This is a genomic window from Vibrio cholerae ATCC 14035 (genome assembly GCF_000621645.1).
Classification (GTDB): Bacteria; Pseudomonadota; Gammaproteobacteria; order Enterobacterales; family Vibrionaceae; genus Vibrio; species Vibrio cholerae.
Genome location: NZ_JHXR01000001.1, coordinates 128,103 through 141,234, shown reverse-complemented (window position 1 = coordinate 141,234; position 13,132 = coordinate 128,103). Strand labels below are relative to the sequence as shown.

Annotated in this window: 11 protein-coding genes and 2 tRNA genes; 7 read left to right on the top strand and 6 right to left on the bottom strand. The window is 46.4% G+C overall.

The window, feature by feature from the left end:
* Positions 1-15 precede the first annotated feature (15 nt).
* Positions 16-1,128 carry an aspartate-semialdehyde dehydrogenase gene (gene asd / locus T411_RS0100770; protein ID WP_001263690.1) on the bottom strand — a complete coding sequence of 371 codons (1,113 nt, stop codon included), beginning with the start codon at positions 1,126-1,128 and terminating at the stop codon, positions 16-18.
* A 424-nt stretch (positions 1,129-1,552) separates the two neighbouring features.
* On the opposite strand from asd, the gene nhaC reads away from it, so the two are divergent.
* Positions 1,553-2,998 (top strand): Na+/H+ antiporter NhaC, encoded by a 1,446-nt coding sequence (nhaC, locus tag T411_RS0100765; RefSeq protein ID WP_000938463.1) that lies wholly within the window; start codon positions 1,553-1,555, stop codon positions 2,996-2,998.
* A 34-nt stretch (positions 2,999-3,032) separates the two neighbouring features.
* On the opposite strand, the gene T411_RS0100760 is transcribed toward nhaC, so the two are convergent.
* Positions 3,033-4,238 (bottom strand): Hpt domain-containing protein, encoded by a 1,206-nt coding sequence (locus tag T411_RS0100760; protein WP_001995424.1) that lies wholly within the window; start codon positions 4,236-4,238, stop codon positions 3,033-3,035.
* Positions 4,239-4,400: 162 nt separating this feature from the next.
* Positions 4,401-5,402 carry a nucleoid-associated protein YejK gene (gene yejK / locus T411_RS0100755; protein WP_000051797.1) on the bottom strand — a complete coding sequence of 334 codons (1,002 nt, stop codon included), beginning with the start codon at positions 5,400-5,402 and terminating at the stop codon, positions 4,401-4,403.
* Positions 5,403-5,486: 84 nt separating this feature from the next.
* On the opposite strand from yejK, the gene T411_RS0100750 reads away from it, so the two are divergent.
* The 4 genes from T411_RS0100750 to T411_RS0100735 all read left to right on the top strand — a co-directional run bounded on the left by T411_RS0100750 (position 5,487) and on the right by T411_RS0100735 (position 7,934).
* The gene (locus tag T411_RS0100750) at positions 5,487-5,702 is read left to right on the top strand and encodes a YejL family protein (protein ID WP_001123168.1); all 216 of its coding nucleotides are present in this window, start codon (positions 5,487-5,489) and stop codon (positions 5,700-5,702) included.
* A 34-nt stretch (positions 5,703-5,736) separates the two neighbouring features.
* Positions 5,737-7,539, top strand: coding sequence for a DUF3413 domain-containing protein (locus T411_RS0100745; RefSeq protein ID WP_000228449.1), 1,803 nt, complete (start codon positions 5,737-5,739; stop codon positions 7,537-7,539).
* A gap of 63 nt (positions 7,540-7,602) precedes the next feature.
* Positions 7,603-7,679: transfer RNA gene (locus tag T411_RS0100740), tRNA-Pro, on the top strand.
* Between the two features lie 164 nt (positions 7,680-7,843).
* A tRNA-Ser gene (locus T411_RS0100735) sits at positions 7,844-7,934 on the top strand.
* A gap of 62 nt (positions 7,935-7,996) precedes the next feature.
* Here T411_RS0100735 and T411_RS0100730 read toward each other — a convergent pair.
* From T411_RS0100730 to T411_RS0100720, 3 genes are all read right to left on the bottom strand, one after another.
* Positions 7,997-8,917: a histone deacetylase family protein gene (locus T411_RS0100730; RefSeq protein WP_000612504.1), complete on the bottom strand. Its 921-nt coding sequence runs from the start codon at positions 8,915-8,917 to the stop codon at positions 7,997-7,999.
* A gap of 20 nt (positions 8,918-8,937) precedes the next feature.
* Complete coding sequence (locus T411_RS0100725) at positions 8,938-10,881, bottom strand: DNA topoisomerase III (protein ID WP_000197425.1); 1,944 nt, start codon at positions 10,879-10,881, stop codon at positions 8,938-8,940.
* A gap of 84 nt (positions 10,882-10,965) precedes the next feature.
* Complete coding sequence (locus tag T411_RS0100720) at positions 10,966-11,298, bottom strand: Grx4 family monothiol glutaredoxin (protein WP_000447541.1); 333 nt, start codon at positions 11,296-11,298, stop codon at positions 10,966-10,968.
* Between the two features lie 251 nt (positions 11,299-11,549).
* Between T411_RS0100720 and sodB the strand changes: the two genes are divergently transcribed.
* Together sodB and T411_RS0100710 are read left to right on the top strand one after the other, a co-directional pair.
* Positions 11,550-12,134 (top strand): superoxide dismutase [Fe], encoded by a 585-nt coding sequence (gene sodB / locus T411_RS0100715; protein ID WP_000863548.1) that lies wholly within the window; start codon positions 11,550-11,552, stop codon positions 12,132-12,134.
* A gap of 114 nt (positions 12,135-12,248) precedes the next feature.
* Positions 12,249-12,752 (top strand): VC2046/SO_2500 family protein, encoded by a 504-nt coding sequence (locus T411_RS0100710; protein WP_001196007.1) that lies wholly within the window; start codon positions 12,249-12,251, stop codon positions 12,750-12,752.
* Positions 12,753-13,132: the final 380 nt, after the last annotated feature.

The following is a 13,132-nucleotide window of genomic DNA, read 5'->3' as shown; positions in this document are numbered from 1 at the left end:
CGCCAAGGGAGACGATTATTTCTCGGCCAAAATGATGCGCAGCGTACGGCGCAACGGCTCAGCAGCCCCCCACAAGAGCTGGTCGCCAACCGTGAAGGCATTGAGGAAATCATCGCCCATCGCCATTTTGCGTAAGCGGCCGACGGGGACAGACAGCGTGCCGGTTACTTTAGCGGGTGTCAGTTCACGTGCGGTAATGTCACGCTCATTCGGGATCACTTTGACCCAATCGTTATGAGTAGCAATCATCTCCTCGATTTCATCGAGAGGAATGTTCTGCTTCAGTTTGATGGTCAATGCCTGAGAGTGGCAACGCATTGCGCCGATACGCACACACGTACCATCAATCGGTACTGGAGAATCTTGCAAACCCAGAATTTTGTTGGCTTCTACACCCGCTTTCCACTCTTCTTTGCTTTGGCCATTATCGCGTTTCACGTCAATCCAAGGGATCAGTGAACCTGCCAGCGGAACCCCAAAGTTATCGGTTGGGAAAGAACCCGAACGCATGGTTTCAGCCACTTTCTTATCAATATCCAAAATGGAGCTGGCAGGATTGGCAAGCTCTGAGCTGACGGCATCATTAATCACACCCATTTGTGAAATCAGCTCACGCATATTTTGTGCGCCCGCTCCGGATGCTGCTTGGTAAGTCATAGCGCTCATCCATTCCACCAAGCCACGCTCATACAGGCCACCAAGTGCCATTAACATCAAGCTCACAGTACAGTTACCACCGACAAAGGTTTTTGTACCATGATGAATACCATGCAGAATTTGTTTAAGGTTAACGGGATCCAGAGTGATGATCGCCTCTTTATCCATACGCAATGTCGATGCAGCATCGATCCAGTAACCTTTCCAACCCGCTTGACGCAGTGCTGGGTAGACCTTTTCGGTATAACTACCGCCTTGGCAGGTAATGACAGCATCAAGCTGCTTGAGGCTCTCAATGTCGAACGCATCGTGCAACATGCCTGCATCTTTACCAAAATTAGGGGCAGGAACACCAATTTGCGATGTACTGAAGAAAACCGGTTCAATCAGATCAAAATCGCGCTCTTCTACCATGCGTTGCATGAGGACAGAACCGACCATGCCACGCCAACCTACTAAACCTACTCTCATTTCCCTTACTCTCCGTGTAGATCCAATGTCAAATCACTGGCTCCATCTATAAGTGGTTCAGCCTGAAATCTCAAGCCTTTCTTAGCAAATCTGACAACTTTTTCTTATCCTTCTCTCGGGGTTATTCGCTTTTTTACGGCAAGCATCTTAAAACTCTCACTTTTTAACCAAGTTAGAGTATTGACGTCAGATTTTTACCAAAAAACTTATTTCTTGTAACACAAAAAACTCACCTCACAAAAGATTTGCTTTCATTTATTACTCAAAAAATAAACAGCAAATGCTACAAATTAACCACTTGAACGATATAAATCACAACAAAGAGCTTTAATGTCGATATATTATTTTAACTACGGTAAAGTGCACCTCGACTCAATAAGGATATCCTGACTCCTTACTAACGATTGGATAAGAGGCTCTTAGTATGTTACAAGCCCAACAACGCCTGCCAAGTTTGACTCAAGTAATCGTCTCGCTTGGCCTATTTTTGCTGTTAGCGTTTTCATTTACCGCAAAACTGGATTTACCGATCCAACTGGCTCTGTATATTGGCTGGTTCGTGATCATGACGTTAGGTATTCGCCTAGGACATAAATACAAAGACTTAGAAAATGCTGCCCTGAATGGCATTTCAAATGGTTTAGGCGCAGTGCTGATCTTATTGGCGGTCGGTGCTCTTGTCGGAACGTGGATTTCCGGCGGTATTGTGCCAACCATCATCTATTACGGTCTAAAAGCAATTCACCCTTCTATCTTTTTATTAGCCACTATGGTGATTTGTTCATTGACTGCTCTGGCAACGGGAACCTCTTGGGGTGCGGCAGGTACTGCCGGTATTGCCATGATGGGGATTGGACAAGGCCTTGGTATTCCAGCGCCTATCACTGCTGGTGCTGTGCTGTCAGGCTGTTACTTCGGCGATAAGATGTCTCCCCTGTCTGACTCTGTGATCTTAGCCTCTTCGATGTCTAACGTTGAAGTGATGGAACACATTAAAGGCATGTTACCGATTGCTCTGATCAGCTATGTGATCACTGGCATTCTGTTTACTCTGTTTGGTTTCCATTACGCTGGCAACGTCGATATGTCACAAGTAGAGACGGTCATTGCCGCGATGGAACAGCAGTTCTACATCACGCCTTATTCTTTCGTGCCTGTGTTGATTGTGCTTGGTTTGTTGGCAATGCGTATGCCTTCTTTCCCAGTGATCAGCTTTGGTTCATTGCTCGGTATCGTTTGGGCTGTGATGATCCAAGATGTCGATTTCCTTCAAGCGTTCAACACCGCATGGGCACCTTACAATATTGAATCTGGCGTAAGCTTTATTGATGCAATTCTTAACCGTGGCGGTATGTCATCCATGCTCGGATCGGTTGCGGTTATCGTCTTCGGTCTTGGTTTTGGTGGTCTGCTCGATAGAGTCGGCGTGCTAGAAACCATCGCCAAACTGTTCGAGCGCCGAGTCACTAGCCCAGGTTCGCTAGCGACCAGCACTATCGGTACCGCCTTTATGGGGAACGTTTTTGGTTCTGCGATGTATGTATCACTGATCCTGACCCCAAAAATCTGTGCCAAGAACTACGATCGTTTAGGCTATCAACGTAAGAACTTGTCTCGTAACGCAGAATTCGGCGGTACACTGACCTCTGGCATGGTGCCTTGGAGTGATAACGGCATCTATATGGCGAGCATTTTGGGTGTGGCGACTCTCTCTTATGCACCGTTTATGTGGCTAAGCTTCGTGTGTATTCTCGTCACTATCATCACATCTTACTGTGGTTGGTTTGTCGATAAATGTGAACCCACACAGGCCATGAATGAACAAGAAGTGACGGCAGAGGAAATCCAGAAAGCACCGGCTTCTGCATAACAACGTTCCATCACTTGTTATCTTTTAAAGAGCGCTAAGGCGCTCTTTTTATTGATAATTCATCCGAAGGCAATCGCGATACATGCCACTCTGCCTCACGCACAGTTTCAGCCAGATAAGCAGAAAGATTATCCAAGGCTCTTTCACTTGGGAGCTGCCCCGCTCGTAAATGACTCTCTATTTCAGCAGCGACCTGCTTTAATCGCTCAGCACCAAGGCTTGCCGCAACACTTTTTAGGCTATGACAATGTCGCTGCGCGGCTTCAGGATTACTGAGTAACAGCGAACGGATCTGCTCATCATCATTTTTATGATCTTCCAAAAAAACTTTGAGTAGCTGCCGAACGGCTTCAAAGTCGCCATTCAGCGTTTGCTCTACCAGCGCGATATTGACTTGATGACTCATGCCACCTAGCTTGTGAAATTTTGTATTTTCTTGGTTTGAAGCAGATCGAGGCAAAAACTGGGGACGGGATGGCAATACGATAAAACAGAGCATCGCTATCGAGCTAGCCCCAACCAGAATCACCATCATGATCCAGAGCTGATGGTGATACTCCTCTTCAAGCATACTCGCCTCTTCATAGACAGCATGATTGAGCAATTTTCCGACGAGGTTATCGCCTTCGGCGTATTGCGTCAGTAAGCGAGAAACTTGTGCCAAAGCAACTTGCAGCGATTCTTGTTCACGACTGGGCAAGGTTAAAGAATCTTGCAAAATACGATCTAAACTTCGATAGATTTCAGGACTGTTTCTATTATCCGCAAACAACGCTTCAAAGCTAAACGCGCCTAACTGGAAATACGCTGACAATAACTGAGGATCGGCATGCACACGCTGACGACTTTCACGAAAGCGCTCAGCCAACTCCGTTGGATGCAGCTCAATGGTTAAAAACGCCCGCGCTTGTTCAACAAATCGATCGGTTTGGTACAAGAGCTGCTGCACATCTCGCCGAATCCATATCCTCGACTGTTCAGCTTCAATCTGCATGCGTAAAGCTAAGACTAATGACAGCTCAAGCTCCAAATTAGGAGCTTGATTGGCTCGATAGGGCTGCGCAAAATAGAGCGTCTCACGAAAATGCATCAAACGATTGGTGAGTTCATCGAGACTGCGTGAGGAGGAAGAGATCAAGGAGAATTGCCACAACACCAAAGCGGCGACCAAACTCCAAGCCGCGAAAATAGCCATCACGACTTTCTTCCTAACACCTTGATTCAATAAAGTCTGTGCCATGCCTAACCATCCTGTTTAGAACTTCAGATCAAGCATATACCCTATTTTGACTCTTGATGGTGCACGCAATAAATTGCGTACAAAAAAGAGAGCGTGATCGCTCTCTTTTTCAATGAACTCAATGAAACCTACCTACTTATCTCATGATCGTCGGGCTGATGTTTAACGTAGGCGAGTTAACTGATCACGCAAATTAGGTGGAGTGCCTTTAATCGTCAGCGTATCGGTTTCTGGATCGTAAAACACTCGCTCGCCGAGCAACAAACTATCAAAACTCAAGTTTAAACCGCCACCCGCACCTACGTATTTGGTTAGCTTACGAACCGTTGAACGATCGGCAGGAAAACTCTCTTCTAACTGATAGCCTTGTTCACGAGTGAAATCGAAGAAGTTGACGCCCTCATTACTCGGAGGCAGCTCGCCGGAGAGCTCTTGCACTCTGACTTCATCACCCGCTTTGATTTGATCGTTACAGTACTCATACACCTGCTTTTTGTAACTGATCACTTCCTCTTTTTCGAATTTCGCGTCAGCACAGAAGTCTTCCACCGCCTGCATCAACACTTGGTTTTGCTGTTTGGTGTCTAAGCCAATATCCGCCTGTAGAAAGTCCAAAAAGAAGTCTGCCACTTTACGACCAACACGACCTTTGATGTAACTCAGGTAACGTTTGGACTCTTTGTCGGTTTCATAGCTCGAAAGATCAATACGCGCCACGATATCCATTTTGTTGATGTCTAGATAGTCGGTAGCGCTGATGTCGAGCCCTTCTGTCACTTTCAAACTTTGATTGAGAGGCAGTAGACCAATAAAGAGATAATCCGTCGCCAAAGATTGATATTCGGCCATCACTAAGATCCCTTCATCAGCAAAAGGATACTTGGCTAACTCATTTTTTAGGCGTTGAGCGCTTTGCTGTGAAAACTCATAGAATGGCAGGGTTCCACGACGCATCTCTTGCAACCAAAGCTGGAATTCACTGTCTGACTTAAAGCAACCGAAACCTTTCCCGGCTTTTGCATTAAAAACACGATGTAACTCAGCGACTAAGTTTTCAGTTGACGTATCATTGCGAAGAGATTCGGCGCGATAATTCACCACCAATTCATCGTTATCATTTTTACGGAGTTGGTGCAAAATCACGTTAGAAAGGAATAGGCTCATAGTGAAATAATCATCGTTCTGGTTTCAGTTGTCAGGCATAGTAGGTTATCATAAGCCGCTTTTACTATCATCATCAGAGTCAATATGCCTATTACATCTAAATACAGTGACGAACACGTTGAATCCATTCTGACTGAAATTGCTGCGGTACTAAATAAACATAATGCTTCGCCAGAGCTCACCTTAATGGTGGTTGGCAACATCGCAACGAATGTCATCAATCAAAATGTTGCTGCTGCACAACGTAAAGTGATTGCTGAAAAATTCGCGCAAGCATTAGTGTCGTCTTTGCAAAGCTAAATTGCCCCATTTAACCCATAAATAGAAAAAGCACATGGTAGATAGCGGAAATACATACGGCGATCGGGTATCTCGTTTAGTAGGTTGGGGGCACTGGTTTGCCTTCTTTAATATCATCGCTGCCATGTTGATTGGCACACGATATATCTCTCAATCACCTTGGCCAGAAACCTTGCTTGGGCAGCTCTACCTTGCGCTGTCTTGGGTTGGACATTTCGGCTTTTTGGTTTTCGCACTCTACCTGTTAGTGCTTTTTCCACTTACTTTCATTATTCCATCGAGAAGCTTATTCCGCTTTTTGGCCGTATGCTTCTCGACGTTAGGCCTCACTGTTTTACTGATTGATACTCAGGCCTACCAAATTATTAATCTGCACCTCAACCCTGTGGTGTGGGAACTGCTATTCAGCGATGAAACCAGCAGTGTCAGTGCGGATTTGCAGCATTTGTTTGTGGTACTGCCCCTCATCTTTCTCCTTGAGCTCGGTTTATCAGAATGGGTTTGGCGCAAGCAGCGTAAACTGTCACACAAACGCATCGGGCGACCTCTAGCGGCCGTCTTTTTCTTCAGTTTCATCGCCAGCCATCTGATTTATGTGTGGTCGGATGCATATCTCTATTCCCCGGTCACCAGTCAGCGAGCGAATTTCCCGCTCTCTTATCCAATGACGGCAAAATCCTTTATGGAAAAGCACGGCTTGCTCGATAAAGAAGAGTACAGCAAGCGCCTTGCCGAACAGAATAGTGATATTGACGGTCTGATTTACCCACTCGAACCGTTAGAGTTCAGTCGTAGAGCCAATAATTTGAACGTGCTGATAGTCAGCATCAATAATTTGCGTGCAGATGCCCTGACCCCTGAACTCATGCCCAATACTTATCAGTTTGCGAATGAGAATCTCAATTTCACCAATCATTACAGTTCAAGTAACGATATGTTTGGCTTATTTGGTCTGTTTTACGGCTTACCGAGTACCTACGCCAGCAGTGTGCGAGTGCAAGGCAATGCGCCGCTACTGATTGATGTGATGAAGAAAAATGACTATCAGTTTGGCTTATTTAGCGGCAACAACTTTGCAGACCCACTCTATAAAGAAACCATGTTCCGCTCTTTACCGATAGAGGCGATTGCTGTTACGAACGATGAGAGCAGCCCAGATGAACAAGCGGTACAACGCTGGGCAGAATGGCTAAATGTCGGTCAAAAACAGCCTTGGTTTAGTTATTTAGAACTGACGACCGTAGAAGAGTTTTCAGAACTCAGCAGTGCTCAAGAGTCAGCGGAGGATCGTTTACGCAGTGCATACAACCTGTCCGTGACCCAAGCCGACCAAGTCATCAACACCGTTCTTGAACAACTGAACTCGTTGAAACTTATGGATAACACTGTGGTAGTGATCACCTCCAATCATGGCACGGAGTTTAATGAAACCAAAACCAATACTTGGGGTTCAAACACCAACTACAGTCGCTACCAACTGCAAGTCCCTATGGTGATTCATTGGCCTGGCAAAGTGGCAGGAACCTATGCTCATCGCTCTAGTCATCTCGATTTCTCGGTAACACTCATGCAAGATTTGCTCGGTGTTTCCTCTAATCCGGTTGACTACAGCAGCGGTAAAAATCTGTTTAACGAAAGTAAGCGCAAATGGATTTTGGCGGGCGATGCTCGTGAGCTCGCCTTGATTACCGATACACAAACTACAGTGTTGGATAAGTTTGGTAATTTCAAAGTCTACGATGGCGATTACCAACGTCTTAAAGAAACCAACCCAACACTGCCTGTATTAATGCAAGGTTTGACCGAATTGCAGCGTTTTTACGCAAAAGATAATTAAATTCATTATTTTAAGTCGGTTCAGGGTTGACGCATCTAGTAAAAGTCATTAGATTACGCGCATCGGACTGTAGCGCAGCTTGGTAGCGCACCGTCATGGGGTGTCGGGGGTCGGAGGTTCAAATCCTCTCAGTCCGACCATACACCTAAAGGGGAGTTTCTTAGAAACTCCCCTTTTCCGTTTTATTTAATGTGTAAAATAGCACTTAGTCATAAAAATAGCGGCCAAGTGTACATAATTGAAGCAAACAGTATTTTCAGGGCTTTACAATCGAACTTAGGGTCGATATTATGCGCCCCATAACGGAGAGATGGCTGAGTGGTTGAAAGCACCGGTCTTGAAAACCGGCGATGGTTAATAGCTATCCTAGGGTTCAAATCCCTATCTCTCCGCCACATTAGAAAAGCCGCTGATAATTCAGCGGCTTTTTGCTTTTACGCACGGCCATCATTTCGCTTCAATACCCTGCGCTTAACGCCGCTTTCAGTAACTCAAGATGCAATGGCACGAGTGCCGTATGGTCTTCGCGATACCCACCGCCTATGACACAAGCGATTGGAATGCTCTCCTGCTTTGCCAAACCCAACATAAAACGATCTCGTTGCGCGATAGCGGCCTGTGAAATGGATAAATAACCTAGCTCATCATCGTTATGAATATCCACACCGGCGTCATAGAGGATCAGATCAGGTCGATGGAGATTGACCGCCATTTCCACCGCTTGGATGAAAGTGGACAAAAACTCTTCATCGCCCGTCTGGTTAGCATATCCGACATCCATACTAGAAGCAGGCTTACGCGCCGGAAAATTCTTATCACAGTGAAAAGAGAGCGTAATGATCTCGTCACGTTCCGCGCACAAGGTTGCCGTGCCGTCACCATGATGTACATCACTGTCAATGATCAGAACTTTATCAACACTAGGCAAAGAGAGTGCGAAGTGCGCGGCTATCGCCAGATCATTGAACAGACAGAAACCGCTACCAAAATCGGCGTGAGCATGGTGATAACCCCCACTGAGATGAATTGCCACCCCTGATTGCAACGCTTGCTCAACCGTGAGGCAGGTTCCTCCCACCGAGTACAAAGTACGCTCAATCAGTGGTTTGCTCCAAGGAAATCCGATTCGACGCATCTTGGCCGCGGATAGCGTCCCCTCGAGCAAAGCTTGCACATAATCTGGGTCATGCAATCGCGTGATGCGTGAAAGCTCGGCCGCAATGGGGGTATGAAACTCGAAGCTCGCTTGCCATGCTTCACTTTGCTCTCTTTGACGCACAATCTCTTCGTAAAGCAGGCGATACTTATTGATCGGATAACGATGCCCCACAGGCAAATCCAGTTGTGAATAAATAGGATGGTAAATCAGTGGGATCATTTTGCTCTGCTCTGGGTTTATTAAGCTTTATACGTTCTGGCTTTACTCTTTGGTGCACGGCGTGTGCGCTTAAAGGCAGGTTTACTCACCGCTGGCAAAGCTTGCAATGATACAGGAACCGGTGCGACCTGAACTTGCTCAATTAACTGCTCGAGGCGGCCTTGTAGTGTCTGCATAAAGGGTTGATAAGCTTGCCCCTTTTCCGCGATCGCTTGCAGTTGATGTTCCCAATGTGCCGTCATATCGGGATAGGTGGCTTCACTGGGTAACGCATGAATCAAACCTCGGCCAGCTGGCGTGCTTTTAATGAGCTTGTTATCACGCTGCAGTAATCCACGCTTAAACAAGGTATCCAAGATCCCAGCTCGTGTGGCTTCAGTGCCTAAACCATCCGTCTCACGCAGAATTTTTTTCAGCTCTTTATCGGCCACGAAACGGGCAATCCCCGTCATCGCCTGCAGTAATGTAGCTTCCGTAAAATGGCGTGGCGGCTCGGTTTGTCTCTGTTTTATTTCCCCTTCTCGACACTGCAGCACAATGCCAACAGGCAAAGGGGGGACTTTATCCACGCACTCTTCTTGCTCATCTTGCTGACCGGTCAACACTTTCCATCCAGCACTGAGCAGTTGACGCCCTTTGGCAATAAAAATGCCGCCAGCGATGTTAAAAACCAGTTTGGCTTCTGCATAAATCGCCGCAGGATAAAATTGCATAAGGTACTGACGCGCAATCAGTTGATAGACTTTCATTTCATGCCCTGACAGCGCATTAACCGACGCTTTCTTCGGCGTTGGAATGATGGCGTGGTGCGCGTCGACTTTACTGTCATTCCACGCTTTGGAGCGTAGTGATAAATCCGCATCATTCACTGCGGTGACCATCTCTTGCGCATTGTTGGCTATTGCCGCTACCACGTCGGGAGCCTGAGCTAAATGCTCTTTCGGTAAGTATCGGCAATCAGATCGCGGATAAGTGATCAATTTATGCTTTTCATAAAGAGACTGGCACAGATCCAACACTTGTTGTGCGCTGAAGTTATACCGTTTTGCCGCATCAATTTGCAGCGCTGAAAGTGAATAGGGCAAAGGGGCCGCTTGCTTGGTTTGATCTTGCTCTGATTCAGTCACAGTCGCGGGCTGATTCGCAATGCGACTGGCAACATTGTCCACCAATTTACGGTTAGTGACCCGCCCTTCTTCATCTTGCCAAGGTAAGCAGGCCTCACTTGGTTTCCAACGGGCACGTATGTCGAAGTATTCGGTGCCATTTTGGTATGGAATTAAAGCATCAAGAGTAAAATAATCATGCGGGATAAAATGTTCGATCTCTTCATCCCGTCGCACCACTAAACCCAGTACTGGCGTCTGTACTCGCCCTACGGAGAGCACGCCTTGATAACCGGCTTTTTTCCCAAGCAGGGTATAAGCTCGAGACATATTCATACCATACAGCCAGTCAGCGCGTGAACGCGCTAAAGCCGAAACAGAGAGTGGAATAAACTCTCGATTACTGCGCAAGCCTTGTAAGGCACGCTTGACTGCAGAAAGGTTTAAATCACTGATCAAAAGGCGCTGCACGGTTTCTTTTTTGCTCTTCGGCACTTTGCAATAATCGATCACCTCATCCACCAACAGTTGCCCTTCGCGATCGGGGTCACCGGCATGGATAATCTGCGTTGCTTCTTTGAGTAGCTTACGAACGACGGTGAGCTGTTGAGAGGAGGATTTTCTTGGGCGCAGTTGCCACTGCTCTGGAATGATAGGCAAATCCGCCATATTCCACTTTTTGTATCGCTCATCATAAGCGTCTGGCTCGACTTGTTCGAGAAGGTGACCAATGCACCAAGTCACGATATCGCCATTAGCGCAGCGAATACACCCTTGTTCTTTTTTATGAGGCTTGGGTAGTGCATCGGCAATCGCTCGCGCAAGGCTAGGTTTTTCTGCAATAAATAACCGGGTCATGGAAATCGCTGACGAGATAAAATTAAGGCCACATTACTCAATGTGGCCTTATGAAATCAAGGAAAACTGTAAATTTAACCAGTATTACTCTTGGCTTGCTGAGCGAGCAGCCGCTTCTTTTACCAGAGTTTGCAGTTCACCCTTTTGGAACATTTCCAGCATGATGTCACAACCGCCAATCAGCTCGCCTTCAATCCACAGTTGTGGAAACGTTGGCCACTGCGCGTAAACCGGCAACTCTGCACGGATGTCTGGGTTTTGTAGGATATCTACATAAGCAAACTTCTCACCACAAGCCATCAGAGCTTGTGCGGCTTGCGAAGAGAAACCACAGCTTGGCAGTTTCGGTGAGCCTTTCATATAAAGCAGAATCGGGTTCTCGGCGATTTGCTGTTTGATTTTGTCAATAGTTTCCATCGCTTCCTCGTTAATGGATGTCATCAAATATGGGCACATTCTAAAGGAATAACCGAGAATAAAAAGCATATTCTCAATATGGATATACGCTCGACTTGGCGTTGCTGGATCTTTTTCTGCCTTCAGGCTTTTAATAAAGTAAAAAGTTGCTAAAATACTTGGCAAGTCAGTCGTAACGACGAAGAAAATAATACACTGGAAGCAATGACATAAAGAGAATCCACTCTTTACACTCAACGGAGAATCGAGCAATGGCATTTGAATTACCCGCTCTTCCTTATGCGAAAGACGCACTGGAACCACACATCTCAGCAGAAACTCTGGATTTCCACCACGGTAAGCACCACAACACTTATGTGGTAAAACTGAACGGTCTGATCCCAGGTACTGAGTTTGAAAACAAATCACTAGAAGAGATCATCAAGACCTCAACTGGCGGTATTTTCAACAACGCTGCGCAGGTTTGGAACCACACTTTCTACTGGCACTGCCTATCACCAAACGGTGGTGGCGAGCCAACTGGCGCAGTTGCTGAAGCAATCAATGCAGCATTCGGTTCTTTTGCTGACTTCAAAGCAAAATTTACTGATTCAGCCATCAACAACTTCGGTTCATCTTGGACTTGGTTGGTGAAAAAAGCTGACGGCACTCTGGCGATCACTAACACTTCAAACGCAGCAACACCGCTGACTGAAGAAGGTGTAACCCCTCTGCTGACGGTTGACCTGTGGGAACACGCGTACTACATCGACTACCGTAACGTACGTCCAGATTACATGAATGGTTTCTGGGCTCTGGTTAACTGGGACTTCGTTGCTCAGAACCTAGCAAAATAAGCTAATACTGCTTAATAAATCGTCATAAGCCTGCAATTTTGCAGGCTTTTTTCATTTGTTCGCCTCAAGTTTTCTGCTCTTGTGCCGTTATATGGACATCAAGGGGAGAGTGTCATGCAAGTCCATACATTAGATAAAGCCGGTGTCATTAGCGAACTGCATTTTGGCCAAGGAATTAGCCAAGCAGTGACGCATGGGCGTCGTGCCGACTTTGCCTTACTCTTGGCCCTGTTCTCTAATGATGTCCGTGATAATACACCAGTAGATAAAATTGAGGTTCCACCGACAACGGAACAAGTATTGCGTCAGCGTTTTGAACTCGCAGAGCCTCAACGCCTAGAAAATGATGAGAGCTCCTATCAAATCTCCGCCAGACAAGCCGCACTCTTTCATCAAGGTGGCATGGCCAGTGCAAAGCTCAGCCACTATCTCACACCGGAAGTGCTTACTTATCGTCCACAGGATACTCAAGGTTTGCCTGAAGAGGTGTACTTGAACCTCTCAGGGCACGAACGGCGTCACCTCGCGGATAAACAACCCTCTACGCTATTGGCAAAAGACTTTTATCATCGTCTCGCCACCGCCTATCGCCAAGATCAACTACGTACTGCTAGTTAATCTTGACCTTCTGTTCTCGCCTTTCTTCTCCTCTGCAAGAAAGCCATTCGCTCTATGTCCAAACTACTGTGAGTTGCAGGTAAGCGGCCACTGGGTAGCACTATGTGTATAGAGTGACTCTACACTTGGGAACCAACCTAGCGCTCTGAGGCCCTGAGTTTCAAGTAAGAAGGGGATATACATAAGGCATACTGCAAACAAGAATTCTGTTTAATATTTTTTGTGAATGGATGCAAAGTATTAAGTTTCAGTTTGGTTAATCCAAAGTTATTTGAACTTATTCACACTGTATACACATGTAATCAACCATGCTGTCCAAACCCCCTGCGAAACCTCACGGTTAAAAAGGCAGATAAAAATAAGGTAAGGTGGCACTCATG